Source organism: Pseudoalteromonas sp. CO342X (assembly GCF_004208915.1).
In the GTDB taxonomy this organism is placed as follows: domain Bacteria; phylum Pseudomonadota; class Gammaproteobacteria; order Enterobacterales; family Alteromonadaceae; genus Pseudoalteromonas; species Pseudoalteromonas maricaloris.
Map to the genome: position 1 here is coordinate 274,463 of NZ_SGPH01000020.1, position 25,976 is coordinate 300,438.

The window sequence follows — 25,976 nt, forward strand, 5'->3', positions numbered from 1 at the left end:
GTACTCAGGCGATTACACATCGCCTGAGTCGAGTTTAACATGGCAAGGTAGGCGACTAATAATAAAACCTTTTATTTTGTGTCACCGCTTTATTGCAACCAAACGCTATTGCAAAAAACATCACACAGCACACAAAAACGACCGCTCCCTTGAGACTTAACCAGCCACCTGAATCAAGCAAAGGACAAAACGTCATGGCCAACACGTTAATACAACACAATAATAAAGCCCAACGGGTATAAGCTCGGTAGCCAAGTAATGCAGCAAACAAACTGCTAAAAACATTAAAAATTACCGCTTCAGGAAAGAGGTGAAAGGCCGACAACATAGCCGCAAAGGCCAAAATAGTGACTAGATAAAAAATACTCTGCTGCATCTTGTTTCTCCTTAACATGGACAGCAATATCAACCGCGACACTAGGTCGTGGCGGTAAATCCTAACTCACATAGCTACCAAGAAAATGGACTGCATTTGCTACTCCTTAGCAATTCTTAAAGCACCATTTTGTCGCTATGCTTAACCCAATTGTAGAAACATTAACGTGTATTTCAATGCAAATCAGACATGAAGTTTTGGCAATTATAATGCACATATTAGGCACTTCGCTGAAAGAAAATTCATGTGCAGTTTCGCCACATTGCACTATGTTCATTACACTTAAATATCGTTCAGTAATTAATAACGTTGAAAATCCTCTTAGGTTGTAGATGGGGTTTAGTCAAAGTAACCTTCAAATTAACAACAAGAGAGGCATGAGTCATTTAACACTCAGATTCAGTACCAAACGTAAATAATATGTCACAACAAGGCATCAACTAATTCGCCCAGAAGGTATGAAGACGCTTGAAATATCAGCGTTAACCAGCTAGTCTAACTGGGTGGTCAGACCTCTTATAAGGAAGAACAACATGACACTTATATTTGTTCTCGCGTTGTTAGCCTTGCTCAGTGCAGCAAGCTATCTTCGCGCAAGCTGGAATACCGCTCTAGGTATTGCAGCAGTTACAATGCTAGTTGGCACCTTTGCTGGTGCATTTGGCATTATCTCTTGGTTAATTTTCTTAGCGATTGTTATTCCGCTTTCAGTAACGAACCTGCGTCAGCAGTACATCGTGGCTCCAGCATTTAAAGCGTTCAAAAAAGTTACGCCGACAATGTCAGAAACCGAAAAGTCAGCGATTGATGCAGGTACGACTTGGTGGGAAGCCGATCTATTTTGTGGTAACCCAAACTGGGATAAACTTCATCAGTTTCCAAAGCCACGCTTGAGCGTTGAAGAGCAAGCGTTTTTGGATGGCCCGGTGGAAGAAGTGTGTGCCATGCTTAACGATTGGGAAGCAACACACGAGCTGACTGACTTACCGCAAGACGTGTGGCAATACTTAAAAGACAACAAGTTCTTTGCGATGATCATCAAAAAGCAATACGGTGGTCTTGAGTTTTCAGCTTACGCGCAATCTTGTGTACTACAAAAGCTTACCAGTAAATCAACTTTACTTTCGTCTATCGTGGGCGTACCTAACTCGTTAGGCCCAGGTGAACTACTTCAGCACTACGGTACTGACGAGCAAAAAGAACACTACTTACCTCGTCTAGCAGTGGGTGATGAAATCCCTTGTTTTGCATTAACGTCACCAGAAGCGGGCTCTGATGCTTCATCTATCCCTGACTTTGGTGTGGTATGTAAAGGCGAATGGGAAGGTGAAGAAGTATTAGGTATTAGCCTAACGTGGAACAAACGTTATATTACTTTAGCACCTGTTGCGACTGTACTTGGCCTAGCGTTTAAGATGCGCGACCCGGATGGTCTATTAGGTGATAAAGAAGAGCTAGGTATTACTTGTGCGCTTATTCCTACAAACACGCCTGGCGTAAAAATTGGCCGCCGTCATTTCCCACTGAATGTACCATTCCAAAATGGCCCTACCCAAGGCGAAAACGTGTTTGTACCACTCGATTTCATTATCGGTGGCGCAAAAATGGCAGGACAAGGCTGGCGCATGCTGGTTGAGTGTTTGTCGGTTGGTCGTGTTATTACGCTACCTTCAAACTCTGCCGGTGGTATTAAATCCCTTGCAGTTGCAAGTGGTGCATACAGTCGCATTCGTCGCCAATTCAAACTTCCTATCGGTAAGATGGAAGGGATTGAAGAGGCACTAGCGAAACTTGGTGGCTATGCGTATAGCTCTGATGCTGCGGTGACTATGTCAACTGGCGCGGTAGATTTAGGTGAAAAACCTTCGGTTGTTTCTGCCATTTTGAAGTACCACTTAACCGAACAAATGCGTGCTTCAACCATCCATGCCATGGATATTCATGGTGGTAAAGGGATTTGCCTAGGCCCAAACAACTACGTTGGCCGTGGTTACCAAGGTGCACCAATTGCAATTACGGTAGAAGGTGCAAACATCCTAACCCGTAACATGATCATCTATGGTCAAGGCGCTATTCGTTGCCATCCTTTTGTACTGGCTGAACTTGAGGCTTGTTCTATCAAAGATAAGCAAGAAGCGCTTGATAGTTTCGATAAATCTTTGATGGGTCACATCGGTTTCACTATGTCGAACTTGGTAAGAACTAAGTGGTTAGCCCTAACCGGTGCACGTTTCACCAAAGTACCATTTAACGATGAAACTGCGGTTTATTATCGTAATGCTGCTCGTTACAGTGCATCATTGGCATTAATGTCTGATATTTGTATGGCTGTATTTGGTGGTTCACTGAAGCGTAAAGAGCGTATTTCTGCACGTTTAGGCGACTTATTAAGCTACCTTTATCTGGTTTCTGCAACGCTTAAGCGCTATAACGATGAAGGTCGTCGTAAAGAAGACTTACCGTTTGTGCAATGGTCTTGTCAGGAACACCTGTACCTTTGTCAACGTGCCCTTGCTGACTTAATCAACAACATGCCTTCTGCTGCATTACGTGGTTTGTTGAAAGTGGTACTGTTCCCATTTGGTCGTCCGGTTCGTAAACCAACCGACAAAATGGAGCACAAACTTGCTCAGTTACTTCAAGTACCTAGCGAAACGCGTGATCGCCTTGCAACACACATCTACTTAAAAGATGAGCCACTGTGCTTGCTTGGTAAGCAAGAGCAAACGCTAAAAGACATTCTTGCCGTAGAGCCGTTATTTGAAAAGGTATGCCGTGGTACTGGTAAAAAGTTACCGTTTATGCAACTTGATAAAGTAGCAGCAATGGGACTTGAAGCAGGTGTACTGAGCGAAGACGAAGCAGCTAAATTGACTGCCGTTGAAGCAAAACGTCTTGCCGTTATCAACGTTGATGACTTTGACCCTGAAGAGTTACTTGCTGGCAAAGCAAGAACCAAGGAATCAAGTAAAGCAGACGCAGCATAACTATTTTTGTTTAGGTAGTGTGATCCATACTACCCTAGCAATTAGCGTGGATATAAAGGTCAGAATTTTCTGACCTTTTTTCTTGGCAGATTAGAGCCGGGGGGAACACAGCTCTAGTGATTTAAAATAAATATCGCACTTTAAACGTCACTAAGTCTTGCACTGGTTGTTGCCATAAATCGGCGACACTACCAAACCAATCTCTGCGCCCGACCTGCGACTTTTCAAGTGTCGAAAAATTTGCACCTCCTCGTTGATACACTAAGAAAATGTCTGAATATGCACCCATGCGATAACGCAGTTTTATCTGGCTTGCTAAGCGCCTGTCGTCAAAACTGGTGTCACCATGAATTTCGCGAAGCTCGCCATTGGTAATTTGATAAATCGTCTTACTTTGCGCTTCAAGTATCGTCCACTGTAGCGAACCACTGAGTTCAAGGTTGTCGGTGATCCGACCGTTAAATTCCAACTTATTGGAAAACTCATCTCTGTCGTATTCACTCAAGCGATTTTGCCCGTTCGCCATCAGCCAGCCATCACCGCTTCTAAAGAAATTACTCAACTTAAGGTTCCAGTTGTAGTGTGGCATCCAAGTCAAATCCACGGCGTATTGCTGTGCTGAGCCTGATATTCCTTCTTGGTCAAGCTCTATACTCGCAGCCCAAGAAAAATCTCCCACATAAGGGCTTTGATAAAAGACCCGAGACTCTACACGGCTGGGCATCTCAAACACTTCGGTGCCTCGCCCTAAGTTGTCTTGTTTACCGCTAGTGTAATAATCTAGCCCGAGGTTGAGCTGACCACCATTTGCCAACAAAAACTGCGCTAAATATGCTTGTCTGGCCGCTAAACCAGTTCCTGCATTATTTTGCTCATGCCTCAGTGTGAGTGACTGCTTTAATCTGGTAAACCAGCTGTCTTTTGGGTGCATCGCGTATTCACCATAAAGCTCGCTCACCTGCCAGTCATTGCGTTTCATATAGCCGAGATCACGGTTATCAAATTCGTCATCCACAGCAAAGTAGCGCGCAGCGAACTTCGTCTGTAACGAATGTTGATACTCCGCGTCTAGCGATACACCTTGACCTGTAACACGTTGCTTTTGTGTTTCTACCTCAGTTTGTAATAGCGCGCCTTTGAAAGACCAAGTATCACTACGATACTGGCCATCAAGGGCATAACTCATGGCATCGCGTTCAAGAAACGGCCTGTCTGTTTTGGTCGCAAGTACACCGGCCTGCCAATCTTGCGTGCGATAATTAGCTCTTGCTGCAAAAAACTGCTTACCAATATCGTCCGAAAAGTCCGACTCAGACACAGCAAAAGTACCAAATTGTACCGACTTTCCTTTATGTACAAATCGTAGCGCCGCATCTATGGGGGTGATTGCGCGTGTACCATCATCACTTGATGCCCCTATACGACGAGTATGAATAAGCTTAGTGCTTTCAAGTGCAGCAACTTCAAAAAGGCTGATATCCTGGGTGAAAAATGGACGTTTATCGGTGCGAAGCGTTTCCACGGCCGAATAATTCACATCAACATCATCGATATCCACCTGACCAAAGTCAGGATTCACGGCAAGACTCACCTTCTGATGATGAGAAGGCTTGTAAAACAAATCAAAGCCAACATCGGACTGATGCTGGCGCTCGGAAGGCGAAGTGCTTAGAGGCGCAAATTGAGCCTGATGCGCAAAGTAAGGCACAAATGCCAATTGAGAATGCGCGGGGATCTGTGCTGCGATCTTTGGCATGGTCAGGAAGAAATCGCTATTTGCTGTTGTATCCTCATGGTTTGCATAGATAAAATTACTTTTAAGTTCATACAACTGTACCGAAACGCCAATCTTTGTAAGCCCCTGCTCATCTCCTGGCTGAAACGACACGGTATGCCAAGGGATCAATAATTCCGTGGTCCAATACGTATCGTCAATATGATTGGCATAGTGCCAATCCCCATCCCAATCGTAATCCACGTTTAAGCTTGGGGTTACAACACCATCTTGCGAGCCGCCACCTAATGTCACCGAAAATTGATATGCACTACTACCGTCGCCTGAAAAGTCCACAACTACCCGATTGAAGTCAGCTTGCATAAAACGGTCATGGATATTGAATTGTCGCTTGCGCTCGGCTTTATTCTGAAAGTTTTTAATACCAATATAAACGCCGTCGGCGGTTGCAAAGGCTTTTGCGGTAATTTTGTCATTAGCAGATGCCAAAGTTACAGGCACAACCTGAACAAATTGTTCAAAGTGCGTGGCAGAACCCCACTGCGCTTCATTCAACTTACCATCAACCACGATAGGTTCCGCAAGTGCAGCGCCTGCCATCATGGGATAACTTAAACCGAGCCAAAATTTATTGCTTTTATTCATACATACTTTCCTCAGAGTTATGCCTGCTATTGCAACAAACTTTGCCGTAAAAAGTTCTTAACTTTTTCTGAAGAAAGCTGACTTAACCTTTATAAACATTGACTTAATCTTAAGAAACGCTAACGTTATGGGAACAATTTGTTTTGATTATTGAAATTGGTACTCGGCGTGCAGGCACAGGAAGTAGAAATGGTTTGTTTTGGACATTGGCAGTTTGATCTCCAGCAAGATTGCCTAACACATAGGCAAAGCCAAGAAACCGTAAAACTTGAGCCACAAATGGCAAGGTTACTCGCGCTTTTTATTGAGCATCATAACGAAGTGCTTGAGAAATATTGGCTTACCGAGCAGCTGTGGCAACACGCGGTTGTCGAACCCAATAGCCTTTATCAGCTTCTGACTAAACTGCGAAAAGTGCTCGGAGACGACCCTAAAAACCCAATTTACATCAAAACCATTCCAAAGCGGGGCTATCGCTTTATCGCGCCACTAGAAAGACATGAAATAGCGCCTCGTCATACGACAAAACCAGTCAAAGCAATCGCCAAGTCCCGTATTTTTTCACTCAGTGCCGTCGCAATGGCAGTGTTATGCTTTGGCGCAATCGCCTTTTTTAATCAAGCACCGACTGAAAAAACACCATCACGCTACGAAACCTCGAGTCTCAGTCATGAGCTTGGCCTTGAATTTGACGTTGATGCCCACCAAAGCAAAGAACTCATCGCCTATGTAAAAGATTTTACCCATCTTATTATTGCCAACAAACAAGGCTTTCAATTAAATGAACACCGCTTTGATTCGCGGATCAGTTTTCCAAGTTGGAGTCCCGACTCAGACAAACTGGCTTTTTGGCAATATCAAGGTAGTGGCTGCCAACTTCATGTTATGACCGCCGCAGGGCAATTTTTTCATAGCTCGCAAATTCTTCCGTGCCAAGTTGGTACTAAACCCGTTTGGAAAAGTGACAAAGAGCTAATCTTAACGTTCGGCCAATATAATGCCAAAGCAGCACACCTTTACCGGCTTGAGTCCCATCAAATGGTTAAGCTGCCACTTGCTTTGGCAGCCAATGAACAGTTAAAAATGGCCCTTCGAGCGTGGCAAGACAAAACCTTTTATTTGGTTCAAGATAAACAAGGGTTAGCAAGGCTACAAACGCTTGATGGCACGGTACATCTGAAGTGGTCAGCTCCCATCACTTCCGTTGCGTTTGATGTTTATCATCAAGCCGTGATTGCGAGTCAATATGGCAGCCTATCGCGACACTTTAGAGACGGTGACAGTCAAGCCATCAAAGAAACGGAGATTGGCTTATACACGAGCTTCTCAAGCGATAATCGCGGTGATATATTCGCTGCATTGGAGAGTTTTCAAGTTAATATCAAAGACCGAGACGATCTCCCCTTATTTTCAAGCTCAAGCATCGATTATTTACCACTGACCAACAGCTTGGGGGAAACGGCATTTATGTCGAGGCGCAGCGGCGTATGCGAGGTGTATCTATATCGCGATGATAAAATCAGTCAGCTTTCCTTTTATCAGGGGCATGAGTACGTTGGTTTTTTAGTATGGAGTCCAGAGCTGAGCTATTTGGCCTCAAACCGTGATAACGATTTAGTGATATACGACCGAAAACGCCCACTCACCCAGTTCAAGTCACAGCTGAGTCTGCCCGTCAAAAGCATGGGCTGGATAGATGAGCAAACACTATGGGCTTATGACGGCGAAACATTAAACCAATACAGCTTGTCTGGGGCGCTTATCAGCAGCCATGACAGTACAGCTGACTTTGTCTTTTATCACCCCGAAAGACAAACTTGGTTTGTGCTACAACAAAACCTATTGCTGGAGTACGAGACGCTCTTCGAAAGCGACTCAGAAGCGTTAAATAAATATGCGCTAAGTCAAAAGCAAACCAATCAATTTAGTAACTTAAGAATTCGTGGCAACGACATCTATTGGCAATCCGCCTGGTCAAAAGAGGACTACATTTGGCAACTCACCTTGATGCCAGAGCAAAACCCTACGCTTAAAAAAGTCGGCCACTTGATTTGGCACTACGATATCGACGCGCTTGGGGATTTACTCATAGCAAAAATGGAAAGTGTAGAAGGCGATATCAAGAAACTGACTCGCCTACCAGAAGCTGCTAACTAACGATTATCATTACAAGAGCACATACGCGGTATAGCTCAGCACTAAGGTGCTGAGCCAAGTCATAGCTAAATGCTGTGGACTTTTTAATGCACTTAACACTAAAAGTGGTAGAAAGACATAGGGTAATAGACTCACTACACTCAGCCCTAATAACATATAGACAGGCACTGAAAAACAGACGGCAGCCGTCAGCATAATAATCCAGATACTCTGCTTTGCCGATTGCAGCTTATCTATACTCAACCAATATGCAGTACGGTCGTAGACTTCAGGTTTGAGATCAATGGCAAGGCTCGACCACCATAATAGATTTAACGTCACCAGACCTGGAACGTAATTTGCCATCAGATCGGGGCGCTCTGCGCTTAAGATCGCGCCAAACCATAGCACCAACACACTCATCACAATGCGCCAAAGCAACACAAAATAGTGGTTGTAAGCAAAGCTCAGCCAAAATGTCGTCAACCCTTTAACCATAACCGATAGCATCACTTTACGCGGTAGCAAAACTGCACAGCCAAGCACTATTAGGTTTACAGCAACCAAATACCAAGTAATTTCGACAACAGCAAAACTGATAATAGCTGTTATCAATAACCCAATACTGGTCCCCAAAGGTCGATAAATGAAACAAAGGGCAATGAAGAATTGCGTCACCGCAAAAAACAGTAAGTGCCACGCTTGTGTGATTTTCTCAATTCCAATCGAGTAGCAGAGAATTAGCGTCATCAATAATAAGGGGTGAACAATCAGTACGGACAACCCATCCGCCACTTTTTGATGGATGGTACGATGGAGGATCGTGTGGTGGTAACTTCTGTGCGCTTTGTCCAAAACCGCATCTCGAAACACAAATAGAATAAAGCTTTGCGCCGCAAGTAATCCCCATGCAATTTGTACCTGTGCAATGGGATTATCACTTTCTACAATTTTACCTATACCCATAAATAGTATTGCGATAAAACCTAACAGATAAACTTGAAACAATGCAGCTATCATCAAGCCAAATTGCTGAAGTTGCTGGCCTATGGCTTGCAGCGATAGGGAAAGTGATGCTTTTCTGTAACGATAGTAATAAAGCATATTAACTACCCTGCTTTGGTGCTAAGGGAACAGAGTGAAATCCAACTTGTAAAAAAGGTTCAGGCTCATGACTTGTCATCAGCACCATGCCAGCGTAGTTTTGCGCGAGCTCAACGATATACTCGCAGCCTGCCGCGTCCAAAGCTGCAGTAGGCTCATCGAGCAATAAATAAGGGGTATTACGCATCAAGGCATTAATAAGCTGAAGCTTCTTTTTGTTACCAGAGGAGAGATCCGCGTAACGCGTCATTAAAAAGGTTTCAAACTGAAAGTCGTTTACAAGCTGCGAAGGAAAATCACATTGCCATGCGGTTGATGTGAGAGTTAATAACTCTTTTGCACGCAAAAAAGCAGGAAATGGAATATTGTCTGACGCAAGTGCAACAAGTGTTTGGCGTTTATCGATTTTCTTGTCTTGTAATAGAATGTCGCCATTGAAGGCATCATCAAGCCCAGCAATCATACTCAGTAAGGTGGTTTTCCCTACACCATTCGGCGCCGCTAAACAAATTCTATTATGCTCAAACTGTTGTGAATAATTGTCAAACAGTACCTCTTTGGAGAAGCTTTTACTTAGAGATTTTATCGTTATCATTTTGCTCTACACTATAAATCCAAATAGAGATTTATATTTATGTTTAAAAATGTAGTTGTCATAAAACTTAACTTATTACAAAAGCTAATATTTATCACCTAGTTAGAAAGTAAAATGGCGTATTTTACGTACCTTATTTTGTAACAAAGCCTTACACACTACATTTTTTAACATCTTATAAACATCATTAAGTAACCTTTCATTTTTCCATCCTATACTCTTGCTCCGAAATCGCTTGAATAACGACCTATGTTCAAAATATTGATAAAGGAGATCAACTATGAACTTTCGTATCCTAACTGCAGCCACCCTATCCCTATTAGCGGTTGCATGTTCGTCTGAAGATGTCGAGACCGCTAACTTCGGTTCTGACATCTATAAAAACCAATATAACTTGGTTAATGCCACCGATTATGAAATTGCATTTCACCTTGCTAACACTGAGCTAGACGGTGATGAACGAAATGTCGCTGACGATAAATATCGCGTCAAGGTACTAGCTTCCGGTTCAGAACCCGTACGCATAACACACGAACATAACACCAACCGTGAAATCAGTTTTTATGCTGAGTCAGTCAACAAGCTTGGCATGGTAGAACAAGAAAAAATTAAGGTAAGTAATGACCGAGATTATCACTTTGTTGTAATGCAGGATAGCAACGATACCTTAGATATAAAGGTGGTTAGAAAGTCTAAAGATGATCACGATAATAAATTTACCGTACGAGTATTAGCTTCCAAAACAATGACATTAAATATTAACGGTTCAGACGTTGAATTTGATAAAGGAGAAGTCAGTAGCTGGTATCAAGTGGATGACTGTAATCAAGATATTATGATGGGTGATGAGGTTATAAGTCTTTGCAATGCATCACTAGACCGCTCTTACTTACTCGTCGTCGGTGAAACTGGATTAATGAGCACCGTTTTAGAATACTAATTAATCATCGCTTTTGAGGCTGCCGATATTCCGGCAACCTCAACGGTTAGCCGTCTAGATTTATATTTATAACGCATTTTTTATTCACAAAAAATTCAACTTTCTGCCGAAATAAGTCAATTCTATTCATTTTCAGATCCGACCATACAAAATAGTGACATTTGTCATAAGTCAGTTTTATTAAACTTTCCACGCGCAATAAAAATAGAGTTTTAGCTTTAAAAATCAATTAATTCTTTATATCTCATAGAGATAAAAAATAGCTATTAACAACTCCATATTGCAATCATTTTATAACATTTCAATTATGTTAACGTTAGATTTAATTAACATTAAAATGTCAAATTTTTCGTGTTGACACCCTGAAAACTCGGGCTTAACCTAGCCGCCGTTCTTAAAACACAACAATCAAAAAATCACATTTAATATTTTTTATTTACAAATAAAATAATCTTGTAACAAAGATAGCGACAATAGTATCGCGACAAAGCCGACCAAGTTAACGGATAGGCACACACGGGACGTTGGTTAAGTAGTACTCGCCTCTAACAAGTATGATTGGGTTTTCTAAACAGTTTCCCGTCATACAAAAATATAAGCATTGTGAAAATCACAATCGGATTCATTATTTTAGTCAGAGTAGGAAAGTCATGAACCAGTACAACACAGAAAAGGAAGCAATTCAGGTCGAGAAAAAGCTCGGTAGTATTGTTTTCATCTCGCAAGATCAATCACTTTCTCTGGAGTCAGTGCAAGATTACGCAGCTCAGCCCTTATCCAAAGTAAAATTGGACGAGTTGGCACTAAAAGCTAGAATCGAGCAAAACCGTCAATACCTGGACAATAAATTAGCAAATCAAGAAGATATATACGGCGTGACGACTGGTTTTGGTAACTCAGCAAGTAACCGTATTTCGACTTCTCTCTCTGAAGAATTACAACAAAACCTCATTGCTTATCATGGCTGTGGCGTTGGTGATTACCTTTCAGAGTCTGATTGTGCCGCGACTTTATTGATCCGCATGAACTGTAATGCCAAAGGCTTTTCAGGCGTTAGTTGGGAATTGCTGGCGCAGATGGAAACCTTCCTAAACAACCGCATCATCCCGGCTATCCCTTCTATGGGTTCAGTGGGTGCGAGCGGCGACTTAACACCACTTTCTTATGTCGGTGCCGCACTTGGTGGTAAGCGTAAGGTGTACTATCAAGGACAACTGCGTGAAACCGCTGAAGTATTAGAAGAGCTAAACATTGCGCCATACAAGCTAAAGCCGAAAGAAGGTTTAGCTATCATGAATGGTACTTCGGTTATGTCTGCCATCGCCACGAATGCGCTAAAAGACATCCGCCGCGGCATTGATTTAAGCTGCAAACTGATCGCGCTTTATGTCGAACTTATCGAAGGTCGTGCATCGCCATTCCATAAACGCGTACACGAACTTAAACCACACCGCGGACAGCAGATCTGCGCAGAGAAAATTCTAGAACGCTTAACTAACGTCGATCAGCGTTTAGGTCGCAGAAACCGCACCGATGACAACATTGAGTTTGGCAAGCAAGAAACATTCAGGTTACAAGATAGCTATTCAATTCGCTGCTCTCCGCAGGTGTTAGGTCCATTAATTGATGCTGAGATGTGGGCATCACAGATCCTAACGACTGAAATCAACTCAGTGAACGATAACCCACTATTTGATGATGAGAACGACCTTATCCTCAACGCGGGTCACTTCTACGGTGGTCACGTTGCAGCGGTGTGCGACACCCTCAAGCCACTCGTTGCAAACATGGGCGCGTTACTAGAGCGTGAATTAGGCATTTTGGTTGATGATCGCCTTAACGGTGGAATTTCTAACAACTTGGTTGCGCGTGAAGATCTTGGCGACAAAGCTTGGGTACACCACGGTTTCAAAGCAATGCAAATTACCTCTTCTTCTCTTGTTGCAGAAGCACTTAAAAATGCAGGCCCGATGTCAGTATTTTCACGCACAACAGAAGCACTAAACCAAGACATCGTCAGCATGGGCACCATCGCCGCACGTGACCTTCGTCGTATAACAGATCTTATCAAGCCAGTTATTGCCATTCAGGCAATGGCGATCCGCCAGGCATTTTATGTTGATGGGAAAGATGCAAAAGCAGAGAAACTTAACGCACTTTCTCGCGAGTTTTTCGACGAAATTAGCAGCAACTTCCAACCAGTCATTGAAGATAGGCCGATGGATGTCGAAATCAACAATATGGTTAACGCCCTATTTAATGAGCAGTAACCCTCTCTAAGTCATTTTTGAGATGACAATAACGCTATAGCTGGCAGCTTCACTGCCGCCAGCTAGGGCTTGTTGTTGCTCAAAAACCGCTAATGAGACGAAAACTACACACCAGAGAAACTAAAAAGGATATAAAAATGAGTAGCTTAGAATCAATAACACAATTTATTAAACAAGACATCATTGTCGACAATTTAGAAGTGGTAGATAGCATTGATGAAATCGAAGATGATGCTCAACTTATCGGTGACGGTCTAGATCTAGACAGCATCGAGGTGCTCGATCTTGTGGTATCTATCGAGAAAAAATACAACCTTAAGTTCAAAGATTACCCAGAACAAACCATTCAAGAAAAAATGAAAAACGTCAGTACCTTAGCTAGCTTTGTTCACGAACAAGTTGAAGCACAAACAACAGCTGAAGCTTGTTGATCTGACCGTAACCATTTTCGCTTGGAAGGACACCATGCAAACATACAGTGCCATTCGTTCAACACTCATGCAACTGATTGAAGCTGAGTTAGAAGTAGATAAAGAACAACTAGACGTACTAAGTGACGACGCCAATTTAATTGAGGCGCCACTGTTTCTCGACTCGGTCGACCTTATGCAGTTATCTGCTGCATGTAAAAAAGCGTTCCAATTAAAAGACTTGGGCGAATTGAGCACTGTAACTTTGGCGACACTAACACGCCAAATAGCGTTAAACTTAACGCAACAAAAACAAGCAACACCCTTGGAGACTTGGGCAGATCAAGTCACCTCTCTCAAAGAGACCGATTTACTAGCACTGATACAGTGTAGTCTAGAGTGTGAGATCAACGGTCAGGTTCGCCTTATCAAAGACAGCACGCCCTGCGATATCATTGTGAGCACTATGGTGTTATTAGCACACAATATCACTCCGGTATTAAGTGCGAATGCGGCCGCGAACGTCAATGCGTTTAGCTGGCGAGAACTCACGCTTGCCAATCAAGAGGTAGAAGTTCCGTTTCATTCCATGACGGCATTTTTACAACAGCATAGCGATAAGACAATTGGCTTTGAAACGTCAGGCAGCACAGGCAAGCCACAAACTTGGCATAAATCCATCGCCTCACTCCATGCAGAAGCCGTCACTTTTGCTGACACTTTCTCGTTTGACGCAGTAGATTATTTCTGTGCTTGCGTTGATATCCGCCACATGTTCGGCTTTATTTGGGCATTTATGCTCCCTCTGCAGCTTGGCAAACCGGTGTGTTATGAACTCGGTTCAACACCGGATTTACAACCTGTAAAAGACAAACAGGTAGGTGTGATCTTAACGCCAACTATGTTTGACTTTGTGGCCGATCAGTTAAATCAAAACCACTGTTACTTAATAAGCTCAGGTGCACCATTCAAAGGTGAGAAAGAGCAAAAACTTGCCGACCTTATTTCTTACCTATCACTTTCAATACAAGCTTTTGAGGTACTAGGAAGCACTGAGACCGGCGGTATCGGCTATCGTCCATTAGGCAACAACGAAACGCACTTTACTAAGTTCACTACGGTCGACATTTATCAAAATGGCGAGCACAAAACCATGTTGAGATCACCGTTTTTAGTGGCTAATTGTGATGAGTTTGAGCTCAAAGATAAGCTGATTTTCAGCAATGAAAACCAATTCACACACGGTGGGCGCGCAGACCAAATATTTAAATATGCAGGTAAACGCTACTCGCTACAAAGTATAGAAAAAGTCCTCCAAGAACGCTTTGTGGGACTTCGCCATCGCGTGTTTTTTATCGAGGACAATAACAATAATAAAGGGGGCGAGCTGGTCGCCTTTGTCGAAGGACTATCTTGCATCCCTACACTTCAGGACATCAGAAGTTGGTTTAAAGATTTACCCACGCCGCAGGTTCATTTTTTGGCGCAATTTCCAGAAAACGAGCTCGGCAAAATCACCCTCTCGGCACTACAGGAATGCGTACATGAATAATAAACAACAAACTTTCATTACTGGTTATGGTGTGCTCTGTGCAGCGGGCGAAAATCGCCAAGCGCTGCTAACTAGCATCAAGGAAAACCGCACTGGTATTGACCGCATTAATCGTTTCGACACACAGGGACTAACACACAATGTTGGGGCGCTCGCTATCAACTACGAGAATCACAGCGCAGAACATTTTGATATGGATCTGGCGAGCCAATACGCTATCCATGCCGTTACAGAAGCACTTGAACATGCAAATTTAGCCTTAAATCAGATGGACAGTACCCGTGTGGCATTTATTCTCGGTAATGCAAACTGCGGTATGTTTTCATTGATGGAGAGCCTTAAAGGTCAGCATCAACTAGGGTTTAAGTTTTATCCACCACATCAAATTGCAACCGATGTCAGCCGCCACTTCGGTATTCAGGGCCCTGTAATGACTTTCACCTCGGCCTGTACCGCAAGTAGCAGTGCCATTGCTTTTGCTAAACAACTCATCGAAAACGACCAAGCAGATGTCGTCATTGCTGGCGGTGCGGATGCCCTGAGCGAGCTGGTTTACGGCGGCTTTCAGTCGGTACAGTCCTTGAGTCCTGAGCCTTGTGCTCCGTACAGCGAAAAAATGGGATTAAGTTTAGGTGAAGGCGCAGGTTTTTTAGTCTTTGAATCGCAAACACATGCCAATCAGCGTAACGCAACGCTGCGATATCAATTGCTCGCGACAGGGTCGAGCTTAGATGCTCACCACGCTACAGCACCTAACCCCGAGGGCGATGGTGTACGCCGCGCTTTTACGCAGACATTGTCCTATGCGCCCGTTGCAGCAAGTGATATTGAATATATCAACAGCCACGGGACTGGTACGCCAGCAAATGATGGCGCAGAGCTAAAAGGGATCCAATCAGCCATTGGTGAACAGGCCATGCACGACGTCTCGGTTTCAAGTAGTAAATCTTACTTTGGTCATACCCTTGGTGCCGCTGGTGCCGTAGAACTTATTTCAACTTTGGTCAGCCAGGATGAAGGACTTCTACCAGCAACACTGGGGGTCGACTCAATAAGGTCGTGTTGCCATGCGTATCAATTAGTGACCAATCAGGCCAGACCTCAGGTTGTTGATGTTTTTGCGGTGACTAACTCAGCATTTGGTGGCCACAACACCAGCATGCTACTCAGTAAACATCAGAAAACGTCGATTAACACGGCGTCAAAACCGGTGTATCTACTTGCTGCCACCAGCCTGTCTGATACTGAAGTATACAATGCTCGACAAAATAGCACCGACCACTTTGCTGAATTTAACTTAAAACAGCAGTTTCCCGCACTTTTCCAGCGCCGTACACCGTGTGTTGCACAATTTGCCTTAGGTGCCTGCCAATTTACCTTACAAGACAGCGATCTCAATTTAGCTCAATTACCACTGCCAGAATTCGCAGCCTACTATGCTAATCCCATTGGCTCGCTGGAAACCTTAGATAAAAACCTCGCATCATTTCAAGATGGCATCGCAGAGCTAAAAAGTACGCATTTCCCCAATACCGTCGTCAATGCCACATTAGGGCAACTGGCACTCGGCTTCGGCTTTAAAAACTCGGCCACTTGTGTGAGTGATTTAGGCAATGACTTTCTACATGCGCTTTGGAGCGCAACTCTTGATATGCGTGAAGGTCGAAGTCGATATGCGATGGTATGTAGCTCGCAAGACGACACAGCACTCTCGCAGCAGGTCTGGGCTGCACATCAATTCCAAGCAGATATCGGTCATTTTTCCAGTGCGGCGCTCTTGGCAACCAGCGAGGTGTTACCGGCAGGCTACCAACCTCTCGCAGAGCTCATTGATTTTATTCAAATCAATGATGCGCAGGAACATCAAGCACTAGACAGATTATTGGCAAGCAAAGCTAGAAAGCTAAGCCAAGTGGGCAATGTCGTGTTAAGTACTCATCACGACGAAGCGTTTGCCACCATTGCAGCAAGCTTGGACAGCCATTTACCACAGGCTCAACTTATAAAATATCAACCACAAACCACGCCTCTACACAGTACAGAATTAGCAGTGCGTGCGCTAATGCATGCACTCAACACCCCAGTTGGTGATACCGAGTTAGATCAAACCCTACTCCTAAGCGTTAATCTCGCGGGAAGTATGACGGGATGTATTTTACGAACAGTAAGGAAATAAGATGACGACCGTGATCGAAGTGAAGAACTTAAGGAAGGTCTACAAAAGAACACGAAAAGTTGCCGTCGATGACGTCTCTTTTAGCGTTAGCGAAGGCGAATGTTTTGGACTCCTTGGGCCCAATGGCGCCGGAAAAACCACGACGTTGGAAATACTTCAGGGCTTGCGTAGTGCAACGTCAGGTGAAGTGACGTTATTCGGTCTTAATTGGAAGCAACACGAAACCAAACTTCGCAGCCTTATGGGTGGCGTGATGCAACACAATAACCTCTACGAAAAACTCAAAGTAAAAGAGTGCGTCGAGCTATTTGCCAGCTTTTACCCAAGCTACACGCCAATTGATACGCTGCTTGAGCGCTTCAATTTAAGCGAGAAAAAGGACGCTTGGCTAAGCGAACTCAGTGGTGGACAAAAGCAACGCGTATTTTTGGCGATGGCAGTGGTTGGCCAGCCCAAGTTGGTGTTTTTAGATGAGCCAACTACGGGACTTGACCCTACGAGTCGCCAAGAGTTTTGGCACATCATTAAAGACCTCAAAGAAGCCGGTACCTGTGTGATGTTAACGACGCACTACATGGATGAGGCAGAGTTCTTATGCGACAACTTAGCCATCATTAATTCAGGTCAAATCATAGAGTCAGGCGCGCCAAGCGACATTATTAATCGCACCTTTGAGACTCCGGTGATTAAAGAACCCAGAAAAGCCACACTCAACGACGTATTTTTGAAACTCACAGGTTCCACGATGGAGAGGGAAAGTTATGCCTGAGTTAAGTCAAACTAAGTTATATCCATTTTGGCAATTAATGATGGTCAATATTCGACCTTTTTTCCGTGATAAAGCGGTATTGCTATGGACATTCGGTTTACCTATTTTCATCGCCCTATTGTTGATCCAAGCCTTCTCTGGTGGACCAAAAATGTCTCCTATGAATGTGGTGGTGATGCATGGCGAGCAAATTGAACAGAAATGGCTTAAAGCGATGGAGGAAGATCCACTCGTTACCGTTACCCGCCTCTCACAAACCGATTCAATTGTGCTGGAAGACAGCTTTGCTTCTGCTCAGCTGGCGGAGGTGATCAGCTCACCAGGCTCAGTGCTACGTAAACTGCAAAATGAGGTGAGCCCTGAAGTTTACCTTGCCCCCAACGCTATGTTTTCTACTCATAACTCCGATGAGTCGTTAATGGCACGTAACTATCTATTGCGTCTTAAAGCGCAAGCTAACGGCGAAGAGATGCGAAGCAATGTCATTAGCGTCAAAGGTTATCGTTACACTGACTGGTTGATCCCTGGGATCATCGTGTTACAAGTCCTTGGTTTAGCACTGGTGTCGATTGCCAACAGTTTAGTGTCGGACAGACAAAACGGCTTTTTTAAACGTCTACGCCTTTCTCCTTTCAAACGCCGTGATTACATCATTGGGATCGTGCTCGCACGCTTGTTCTTACTAGTGTTCCAAATGCTGATTCTGTTCGTCGCATTTCACTTTTTATTTGGTTACACGCTGCAAGGAAACGTGCTGGATATCATTGCAGTAATGGCACTCGGTTCATTTTGTATCTGTATGCTCGGCGTGTTAGTCGGCGCCCGTAGCCAACGGGTTGAAGTCTCATCAGGGATAGCTAACTTACTTTACTTTCCGTTGATGTTCTTATCGGGCATTTATTTCGACACCGCTAACTTTCCCACTCTATTGCGAGAAATAGTTTCGTTACTGCCAACCACTGCGTTTTTGGATGCACTGCGCTTAGTCGCAAACCAAGGCGTTGAACTGGCTGCGGTAAGTCGTCAATTGATTATTTTAGGCGTCACCAGCGTGGTGTTCTTCCTCATCGTTTACTTCTGCTTTGACTGGGGAGATGAAAAATCATGATCACCGATAACTTGCCGCATAAGGCACCATTTAAGTTTGCAGACAAGATAATCGAACATTCACCGGGAGAGATGATTGTTGGATTGAAGTTTGTCTCGCATAACGAGCCAGGTCTGCAAGGACATTTTCCGGATGAGCCTATTTTCCCGGGTGTGTTAATCATTGAGACCATGGCGCAGATCAGCGGCTTGTGCTGCAACAACACGCACAAAGGGGGCATGCTGTCTTCCATAGAAAAAGCCAAATTTAGTCGCCCTGTTCGCCCCGGCGAAATCATTAAAGTAACGGCAAAACTAGAAACTGAATTTGGTGCGATGGCGCGCTTTAAAGCACAAGCACACGTTGAAGATGAGTTGGTTGCAAAAGCCGAACTCACGATTGTTTACACGGATTAAGGAACTTGGTTGTGTTTACTGGAAAGACAGTAGTAGTGACTGGCGTATCCAAAGGGATAGGCAAAGGCATCGCACTCGCCTTTTTGCAAGGTGGTGCTCGAGTATACGGTATTTGTCGCACACAAACCCCCATCGCGGAGTTACACAAACCTGAGTATCAAGCTCGTTTCACTCAACAAAGCGGCAATATTACCGACAGCGAGTTCGTCAACTCCGCTATTCGCCAAGCGATAAGCGACACGGGTCGGGTTGATGTGTTAGTGAATAACGCTGGGATCACGAATGATAGCTTGTTCTCTCAGATGTCGTACGACGCTTTTCATAACGTGTTAGATATTAACTTCAAAGGTACATTACTGTGTTGCCAAGCGGTATTACCAGTCATGACTAAGCAAGGTGCAGGCAAGATTATCAACATGGTGTCGCAAAGCGGAATAAGCGGACGTGAAGGCCAAGCCAACTACGCGACCTCAAAAGGCGCAATTATTGGCCTCACTCGGACTATTGCACGGCAATATGGTCACTGTGGTATTTACTGTAATGCACTCGCTCCGACGTTTATTGCAACCGATATGATTGATGATATCCCCGCAAGCATTATCAACCCGGTGCTAAAACATACCGCACTTGGTCGTGTTGGGAGCGTCAAAGAAATTGCTGATGCCACGCTATATCTCGCTTCTAGCGCCTCTAACTACCAAACGGGAAATGTGCTTCGTTTGGATGGAGGGCTTGCGGTATGAATGCTCAAGCGTTTATTTTACTTTATCCAACAAGTGAATTTGATAGCCACTTCGTTACCCATTTGCTGTCGCAAAAACATCCGTTACTCCTTATCAATGCAAGTGCTGAGGTGCTCGCGCATAATCCAGAAGCGAGCCATATCCACCTCAACGCTCCCCTCTCTGAGTTAAATACCACTACATTACTAGATTGGTTTGAACTCAATAATAATCAGCAAGAAGTGATGGTACTGCATTGTGCCAATCGCCTTGATGAAAGCAATCTACTCGAAGACATTGCCGTTGGCGAGCAAGTGATTGCACGTCTAGAAAGCGCATTTGCGGCACTCAGAGTCATCGCCGACAACCTCAGAGTGAGTGGTGGAAACCTCGTCTTTTTAACGCAATCAGACACCTTAAATTACGAGTTAGAAGCCACCGCCAGTGTCTGTAACCACGCTCATAACGCATTGATGATGACGCTCGCACGCGAGTATCAAGGTAGCAAGCTGGCAGTTAACAGTTTTGTGTTACCGCTACTGGCTACCGATAGCAAAGCCGCAAGAATCCAAAAGCGTAACCTAAAAGGAGGCGTATTGGGTGCACGACCTGCGGTATACAGCTATCAAGACTTGGTGGAATACCTAGTCAACTTTATGAAAACCAACACCATGCTCACCGGTCAATCCATCGCATTCACACCAACGCTGGAGCTCAAGCTATGATGCCGGTTGACTTATACTGTTTCCATCACGCAGGTGGCTCTTCTTTGTTTTTTAGGGAATGGGCCAAACATTTACCTGCGCATTGGCAACTCCACGGCATCGACTTACCGGGCCGTGGTACTAAAGCAGGTATGCAATCTTTACGGGACTGGGATGAGGCACTTAGTCACCTAAGTAGTAGCACGCAACTTCAGCCGCGTAGTGAGCGGCTGTGCGTGTTTTTTGGTCACAGTCTTGGCGGGATGGTGGCTTATAAGCTTGCCGATCATCTTGCTAAACACGCACTGACAACACCGGATTTACTCTGTTTATCTGGATGCCGCGCGCCAAGTATTCCCTCGGCTACCCAGTACTCAAAATTGACTGACTCGGACTTGCTCACGACTTTATATCATCTCGACATGCTGCCTAAACATCGTTTAACGAAGGACGTAGAAGCGGTTGTGGCCGCTATGTTTAAAGACGACTTTATGTTAGCCGAGCAACCCGTCAGTACAGATATCACGTTGACGATGCCGGTCGAACTGATCCTCGCCACACAAGATCACTTGGTTAAGCCTGAGTCACACCAAGCTTGGTCTGAGTACTGCGAGAACCATTTTCAGCACCATCATGTCGATGGCGGTCATATGTATTTACAACAACGCCCAACGCTGGCGTGTGAGGTGATTGTCGCCGCTGTAGCGCGACACTTAGCACGCTTGCAGCAAACAAAATACCAAAAAGCAAACTGGCAAAAGCCGTTGTGTTAAGGCGAAAAAACAAGGATCACGCAATGAACTCACAGTCCAATTCCGCCAATTTCAAGTCTCTGACAACGAGGCAACTTCACGTATGGCAAGCCCAACAGCTTGATTTGGCAAATCCAGTATATAACATCGCTTGCGCGGTACAATTTACCGGCGGGCTCACAGCCGAGGCGCTAGAGCGAGCCTTAGTGTTGCTATTTGCAAGGCACCCAGTTTTATCGAGTCGTATTGATGAGGCTCAAGGCGAACCACAACTCGAATTATTAGCCAGTGCCCCTAAGTTATTAGCCGTGCCTGATGAGATTGCCGCTTTTAGTGACTCTGTCACCGCCAAAACCTTAATTGAGCAAGCTATCGATATCACTAAAGAGACCTTTCAATTCTACGCTTGTAGCTCAGAAACTCGGTTGCTACTGACCATCAAAGGGCATCACATCAACTGTGACCAGTGGGCATTGCAAGTACTAATGAGCGATTTACTCGCATGTATAGAAGCGGTGCTTGATAACTCTGAACTTGATCTCGCCCCCCTTGATTATCAAGTGATGTTTAAAGAAAAGCCTGAGCGTGCAGCAACTTCACAACAGAGCGAACTCTATCCTATCGATTTTTACCAGAGTAATACTGAGGCACTAGCGCACCATTATGACGGCATCGCGTTTCGTGAAGAAAACCCAGAGGCACTCAAACAAGTAAAACAGGTGGCCTCTCAAGCTGGCGTTACGAGTTTTAGCGTCGTGCTTGCCAGCGTCTTTTTGACTTTATTTCATACCACTGGGCAAACTGATTTGACCATAGGGATCCCGATGGCTCGCCGCACCCGTAAAACACGCGCGATCTTAGGTCATTATTCAGACGTTGAAACGGTTTCTATTTGCGATATTGAGCAGTACACAGGCGCATCGCTTATCAGTGAAGTCAGTAACCAGCTCACCCAATTACTGCTGTCAGGAAATAATAATAAAGACGCTGCAAAGCATATTAATGTCACCTGTAACTACTTAGCCAAGCTAAAAAGCAATGGCATTCGTCCAGGGATCACCCCGTTGATGATTGGTCGCCAAGGGTACGAACTTGCTTTGGGCACAGCGGGAGATACCATTATCAAAGGGGTATCCATTGAGCCTGGTGTTTCACAATTTGATATCGAATTTACGCATTTTGAAACCGAAGGTGGCCTTTGTCGTAAAGTGGTCGCCGCTAAGTCTGTCTTTTCTCGCGTGGCAATGACACGGGTCACCGATATTCAGGCGCGCTTTATTGAATTACTTACCCACTCTAGCGATCTTAATATCGCCGAGCTGCCTGTACTGGATGAAGAAGAGCAAATGCTTATCTTGGCGCGCAGCAATCAAGATAATGAAACGTTCTTTTCCGACACCACTTTAAATCACTGGTTTGAACAAGCGGTAAGTAAACACCCAGATCAAATTGCACTACAAACCCAAACACAATCTATCGATTATAAAACCCTTAACGCCAGAGCCAACGCCCTTGCCTTGCATTTACGGGAGCAATATCAGTCTCAGTATCAACAAACCCTCACTGCCGATACGTTAATTGCGCTGTACATGCAGCCTTCTATCGAGATGCTGATTGCAATTCTTGCTGTCACTAAAGCGGGTGCGGCTTATGTGCCGCTGTCTCCCGACCATGCCAGCGAGCGAACAACCTTTATTCTAAGTGACACTAACCCAAGCCTGTTGATTGTCGACGAGCAAGAGTATGCCGCCGCACAAGACAAATGCCGTTTGGCGGAGGTGGCTTGCCCATTAGTTACACCACTCAATGCCCAGCAACAAAGCGACACAGCCCCTGTCATCAGCCAATCACCGCAGGACTTGGTATACATCATTTATACCTCAGGTACGACTGGCCAACCAAAAGGCGTGATGCAAACTCATGAAAACGTCGCTCGATTGTTCACGGCGACGGAGCAAGATTATGGCTTTGACCATCACGATACTTGGGTGCTTTACCATGCCTATACTTTTGACTTTAGTGTATGGGAAATGTGGGGTGCCCTACTTTATGGCGGTAAACTCTGCATTCCTGACAACAGCCTGATCCGCGATTTTGAGGCCTTTGCAGACTACTGCTCAGATAATCAAGTGACTGTGCTTAATCAGACTCCTGCCGCATTCTATGAATTTAGTGCAGCGGCACTAAGCGCAAAATTGAATTTTGACAAACTGAGGTATGTGATTTTCGGTGGTGACAAACTTAACCCCGAAATGCTCAACCCTTGGTGGAACTGCTACGGCGATGAACAGCCGCTATTGGTCAACATGTATGGGATCACTGAAACCACGGTGCATGTCACCTATAAAGCACTCACGCAACAATCAAGTTCTAAAGCCTCTCATATCGGTAGACCCATATTAGATATGAAAGCGTACGTGCTAAATTCCAAATTGCAGTTGGTCGAACCCGGCGCCTGCGGTGAGTTATATATTGGCGGAGCAGGTCTTGCTCGTGGTTATTTAAACCGCCAAGCGCTCAGTCAAGAACGCTTTATTAGCAGCCCATACGCAAGCGAACAAGATATTCAACAAGGACGAGCCAGACTGTATAAAACTGGTGACTTGGCAAGACGCCTGCCGGATGGTGAGTTGGAATATATCGGTCGTAACGATAATCAGGTGAAGATCCGTGGCTACCGTATTGAACTGGGTGAAATCGAAAGCGTGATCAACCAATTGCCAGAAGTTGCCCAAGCGGTGGTTATCGACCGTACCCTACAAAGTGTTCCCTACCTAGCCGCTTATATCAAGTTTAAGCCACAACATCACGGCCAAACCGCCCAAGTGAAAGTCCATGTGAGTCAAGCGCTACCCAGTTATATGCAGCCAAAAACGTGGACTGAGCTTGCGGAAATACCTTTGACTGGCAACGGTAAATTAGACCGTAAAGCGTTGCCAGAGCCTGAACTGGTAAGCCAAAGCGAATATGTGGCGCCGCAAGACGAAACGGAAGCGCAACTGTGTGAAGCATTTAAAACTTTACTTGGTGTTGAGCAAGTGAGCACCAAAGATGATTTCTTTGCTATCGGTGGTGATTCTATTCTCACGATTCAACTCGTTGCTTTGCTCAGAAAACAAGGCATTGAACTACAAGTAAAAGATATCTTTGATTGTCCAACTGCAGCGGCGTTAAGTCAGCGTATTGTTAGCGTACAAGCGACTCAACGAGAGATAGCACAAGAGCAAGGCCTGCTGAGCGGACGCTTTGATCTACTGCCAATTCAACAATGGTTTTTCAATAAAGCACTACCGGAGGAGAATCATTGGAATCAGGCATTTGCAATCAGGATCCCAAGCGGCTTTAGCCAAACTCAATTACAAGAGGCGCTACACAGTTTAAGTGATCAACATGATATGTTGCGCACAACCTTTATGGAATTTGAAGGCCATATTACGCAAGAATATAACGATGTTAGTACGATGGCGCCACTCAACGTCCTTAACGGCAAGTCGCACGATGTACAAGCAGAGCTCAACGCGCGACAAAGCCAGTTCGATATTTGTAATGGCCCACTTTGGCAAGTTACACATATCGAAGCGTTTTGCGAAGACTACGACCTGCTTCACTTTGCGCTTCACCACTTAATCATCGATGCGGTTTCTTGGCGGATCATCGCGCAAGATCTGCAAACCCTTTTAGCACAAGGAGAGTTGCTGAGTAAACGCACCAGCTATCGACAATGGGTAGAAATGATGCAAGCGTACCCGGCAGCACACCCGCAAGAAATGGCATTTTGGCAGCGTTTAGCAACCAACTTACCAAGCTATCCGCCAAGCATGGCTGCAACACCGTCAACCGCTTGGTTAGAGCTAGACGCGCAAACCACGACCCGCTTAATACGTGACGCGAATGCAGGCTTCAATACGCAAGGTGAAGAGTTACTACTGGCTGCTTTGTGCCAAGCATTGAGTAAAACCTTTAAGCAAACTCAGCATGCTATCACGTTGGAAAGTCATGGTCGTGAAATGTGGCGTGATGATGCTGATATCAACCAAACAATTGGCTGGTTCACTTGCTTGTACCCGCTACGCCTGACTCAACAAGCGACACTAAGCGACACCATTATTGATGCCAAAGAGGCGCTACGCCAGATCCCAAATAAAGGTCTTGGTTTTGGTAGTGCACAACTGCAAGACACCAGCTTAACGTTGCCAAGTATCAGTTTTAACTACCTAGGCCAAATGGGTGGGCAAAGCGATGCGCTTTGGCAAATAGACAACCAACTGCAAACCGAGACAAGTTCTGCACAAAACGGCTCGGATCTGATCCTCGATATCAATGCGCTGGTTCAAGGCGAGCAACTCAGGATCAAAGTGGATTCATTGCTAGATGGCAATCTTACCGATGCCTTCGCTACTCACTTAACACAAGCGCTACATGACGTATTGGATACGGCGCTCGAGGCGAAAAAGCGCGGCGGTGTAAGCACCCCTAGCGACTTTGGTGCGGGCTCGCTTTCTCAGGAGCAACTAGCTGCACTGCAATCCCAGTTAAGTGAAACACAACTAGAACAAACCACGACTCAGTCTGAAAAAACACAAGAATTAGAGATTTAAAC

General features: G+C 44.8%; 18 protein-coding genes. 14 read left to right on the forward strand and 4 right to left on the reverse strand.

Annotation, left to right across the window (positions count from 1 at the left end; translation table 11 throughout):
• Nucleotides 1-55: 55 nt before the first annotated feature.
• Nucleotides 56-376 (reverse strand): DUF6419 family natural product biosynthesis protein, encoded by a 321-nt coding sequence (locus EXT47_RS11440; RefSeq protein ID WP_010606266.1) that lies wholly within the window; start codon nucleotides 374-376, stop codon nucleotides 56-58.
• 533 nt (nucleotides 377-909) lie between these two features.
• Between EXT47_RS11440 and fadE the strand changes: the two genes are divergently transcribed.
• Complete coding sequence (fadE, locus tag EXT47_RS11445; RefSeq protein WP_130126612.1) at nucleotides 910-3,363, forward strand: acyl-CoA dehydrogenase FadE; 2,454 nt, start codon at nucleotides 910-912, stop codon at nucleotides 3,361-3,363.
• Between the two features lie 121 nt (nucleotides 3,364-3,484).
• Here fadE and EXT47_RS11450 read toward each other — a convergent pair whose 3' ends face one another.
• A complete protein-coding gene (locus EXT47_RS11450) occupies nucleotides 3,485-5,743 on the reverse strand; it encodes a DUF5916 domain-containing protein (protein WP_130126613.1) in 2,259 nt (752 codons plus the stop codon).
• A gap of 189 nt (nucleotides 5,744-5,932) precedes the next feature.
• Between EXT47_RS11450 and EXT47_RS11455 the strand changes: the two genes are divergently transcribed.
• Nucleotides 5,933-7,900 (forward strand): winged helix-turn-helix domain-containing protein, encoded by a 1,968-nt coding sequence (locus EXT47_RS11455; protein WP_130126614.1) that lies wholly within the window; start codon nucleotides 5,933-5,935, stop codon nucleotides 7,898-7,900.
• A 9-nt stretch (nucleotides 7,901-7,909) separates the two neighbouring features.
• On the opposite strand, the gene EXT47_RS11460 is transcribed toward EXT47_RS11455, so the two are convergent.
• Nucleotides 7,910-8,983 (reverse strand): DUF6136 family protein, encoded by a 1,074-nt coding sequence (locus tag EXT47_RS11460; protein ID WP_130126615.1) that lies wholly within the window; start codon nucleotides 8,981-8,983, stop codon nucleotides 7,910-7,912.
• Nucleotide 8,984: 1 nt separating this feature from the next.
• Nucleotides 8,985-9,578: an ATP-binding cassette domain-containing protein gene (locus EXT47_RS11465; protein ID WP_130126616.1), complete on the reverse strand. Its 594-nt coding sequence runs from the start codon at nucleotides 9,576-9,578 to the stop codon at nucleotides 8,985-8,987.
• Between the two features lie 280 nt (nucleotides 9,579-9,858).
• On the opposite strand from EXT47_RS11465, the gene EXT47_RS11470 reads away from it, so the two are divergent.
• From EXT47_RS11470 to EXT47_RS11525, 12 genes are all read left to right on the forward strand, one after another.
• A complete protein-coding gene (locus EXT47_RS11470) occupies nucleotides 9,859-10,518 on the forward strand; it encodes a hypothetical protein (protein WP_010606260.1) in 660 nt (219 codons plus the stop codon).
• Nucleotides 10,519-11,168: 650 nt separating this feature from the next.
• Nucleotides 11,169-12,788 (forward strand): histidine ammonia-lyase, encoded by a 1,620-nt coding sequence (hutH, locus tag EXT47_RS11475; RefSeq protein ID WP_010606259.1) that lies wholly within the window; start codon nucleotides 11,169-11,171, stop codon nucleotides 12,786-12,788.
• A gap of 137 nt (nucleotides 12,789-12,925) precedes the next feature.
• Nucleotides 12,926-13,219 carry a phosphopantetheine-binding protein gene (locus tag EXT47_RS11480; protein WP_010369398.1) on the forward strand — a complete coding sequence of 98 codons (294 nt, stop codon included), beginning with the start codon at nucleotides 12,926-12,928 and terminating at the stop codon, nucleotides 13,217-13,219.
• Nucleotides 13,220-13,253: 34 nt separating this feature from the next.
• Nucleotides 13,254-14,750, forward strand: coding sequence for an AMP-binding protein (locus EXT47_RS11485; protein WP_130126617.1), 1,497 nt, complete (start codon nucleotides 13,254-13,256; stop codon nucleotides 14,748-14,750).
• The gene (locus EXT47_RS11490) at nucleotides 14,743-16,926 is read left to right on the forward strand and encodes a beta-ketoacyl-[acyl-carrier-protein] synthase family protein (RefSeq protein ID WP_039496064.1); all 2,184 of its coding nucleotides are present in this window, start codon (nucleotides 14,743-14,745) and stop codon (nucleotides 16,924-16,926) included. The genes EXT47_RS11485 and EXT47_RS11490 overlap by 8 nt, the downstream gene beginning before the upstream one ends.
• Before the next feature lies 1 nt (nucleotide 16,927).
• On the forward strand, nucleotides 16,928-17,695 hold the full coding sequence (locus EXT47_RS11495; protein WP_010369407.1) for an ABC transporter ATP-binding protein: 768 nt from the start codon (nucleotides 16,928-16,930) through the stop codon (nucleotides 17,693-17,695).
• Complete coding sequence (locus EXT47_RS11500; protein WP_010369409.1) at nucleotides 17,688-18,803, forward strand: ABC transporter permease; 1,116 nt, start codon at nucleotides 17,688-17,690, stop codon at nucleotides 18,801-18,803. The genes EXT47_RS11495 and EXT47_RS11500 overlap by 8 nt, the downstream gene beginning before the upstream one ends.
• Nucleotides 18,800-19,198 carry a 3-hydroxyacyl-ACP dehydratase FabZ gene (gene fabZ, locus EXT47_RS11505; protein ID WP_010369411.1) on the forward strand — a complete coding sequence of 133 codons (399 nt, stop codon included), beginning with the start codon at nucleotides 18,800-18,802 and terminating at the stop codon, nucleotides 19,196-19,198. The genes EXT47_RS11500 and fabZ overlap by 4 nt, the downstream gene beginning before the upstream one ends.
• Before the next feature lie 11 nt (nucleotides 19,199-19,209).
• Nucleotides 19,210-19,941, forward strand: a complete 732-nt coding sequence (locus EXT47_RS11510) for an SDR family NAD(P)-dependent oxidoreductase (protein WP_039496061.1) — start codon at nucleotides 19,210-19,212, stop codon at nucleotides 19,939-19,941.
• Nucleotides 19,938-20,645, forward strand: coding sequence for a hypothetical protein (locus tag EXT47_RS11515; protein ID WP_039496059.1), 708 nt, complete (start codon nucleotides 19,938-19,940; stop codon nucleotides 20,643-20,645). Before EXT47_RS11510 ends, EXT47_RS11515 begins: the two co-directional genes overlap by 4 nt.
• Nucleotides 20,642-21,397, forward strand: a complete 756-nt coding sequence (locus EXT47_RS11520) for a thioesterase II family protein (protein ID WP_069018711.1) — start codon at nucleotides 20,642-20,644, stop codon at nucleotides 21,395-21,397. Before EXT47_RS11515 ends, EXT47_RS11520 begins: the two co-directional genes overlap by 4 nt.
• A gap of 23 nt (nucleotides 21,398-21,420) precedes the next feature.
• Complete coding sequence (locus tag EXT47_RS11525) at nucleotides 21,421-25,974, forward strand: non-ribosomal peptide synthetase (RefSeq protein WP_130126618.1); 4,554 nt, start codon at nucleotides 21,421-21,423, stop codon at nucleotides 25,972-25,974.
• Nucleotides 25,975-25,976: the final 2 nt, after the last annotated feature.

What these genes read in the sequence shown, in the direction of transcription:
- EXT47_RS11440 (WP_010606266.1), bottom strand. Translation starts at nt 376, where the DNA reads ATGCAGCAGAGTATTTTTTATCTAGTCACTATTTTGGCCTTTGCGGCT.
- fadE (WP_130126612.1), top strand. Translation starts at nt 910, where the DNA reads ATGACACTTATATTTGTTCTCGCGTTGTTAGCCTTGCTCAGTGCAGCA.
- EXT47_RS11450 (WP_130126613.1), bottom strand. Translation starts at nt 5,743, where the DNA reads ATGAATAAAAGCAATAAATTTTGGCTCGGTTTAAGTTATCCCATGATG.
- EXT47_RS11455 (WP_130126614.1), top strand. Translation starts at nt 5,933, where the DNA reads ATGGTTTGTTTTGGACATTGGCAGTTTGATCTCCAGCAAGATTGCCTA.
- EXT47_RS11460 (WP_130126615.1), bottom strand. Translation starts at nt 8,983, where the DNA reads ATGCTTTATTACTATCGTTACAGAAAAGCATCACTTTCCCTATCGCTG.
- EXT47_RS11465 (WP_130126616.1), bottom strand. Translation starts at nt 9,578, where the DNA reads ATGATAACGATAAAATCTCTAAGTAAAAGCTTCTCCAAAGAGGTACTG.
- EXT47_RS11470 (WP_010606260.1), top strand. Translation starts at nt 9,859, where the DNA reads ATGAACTTTCGTATCCTAACTGCAGCCACCCTATCCCTATTAGCGGTT.
- hutH (WP_010606259.1), top strand. Translation starts at nt 11,169, where the DNA reads ATGAACCAGTACAACACAGAAAAGGAAGCAATTCAGGTCGAGAAAAAG.
- EXT47_RS11480 (WP_010369398.1), top strand. Translation starts at nt 12,926, where the DNA reads ATGAGTAGCTTAGAATCAATAACACAATTTATTAAACAAGACATCATT.
- EXT47_RS11485 (WP_130126617.1), top strand. Translation starts at nt 13,254, where the DNA reads ATGCAAACATACAGTGCCATTCGTTCAACACTCATGCAACTGATTGAA.
- EXT47_RS11490 (WP_039496064.1), top strand. Translation starts at nt 14,743, where the DNA reads ATGAATAATAAACAACAAACTTTCATTACTGGTTATGGTGTGCTCTGT.
- EXT47_RS11495 (WP_010369407.1), top strand. Translation starts at nt 16,928, where the DNA reads ATGACGACCGTGATCGAAGTGAAGAACTTAAGGAAGGTCTACAAAAGA.
- EXT47_RS11500 (WP_010369409.1), top strand. Translation starts at nt 17,688, where the DNA reads ATGCCTGAGTTAAGTCAAACTAAGTTATATCCATTTTGGCAATTAATG.
- fabZ (WP_010369411.1), top strand. Translation starts at nt 18,800, where the DNA reads ATGATCACCGATAACTTGCCGCATAAGGCACCATTTAAGTTTGCAGAC.
- EXT47_RS11515 (WP_039496059.1), top strand. Translation starts at nt 19,938, where the DNA reads ATGAATGCTCAAGCGTTTATTTTACTTTATCCAACAAGTGAATTTGAT.
- EXT47_RS11520 (WP_069018711.1), top strand. Translation starts at nt 20,642, where the DNA reads ATGATGCCGGTTGACTTATACTGTTTCCATCACGCAGGTGGCTCTTCT.
- EXT47_RS11525 (WP_130126618.1), top strand. Translation starts at nt 21,421, where the DNA reads ATGAACTCACAGTCCAATTCCGCCAATTTCAAGTCTCTGACAACGAGG.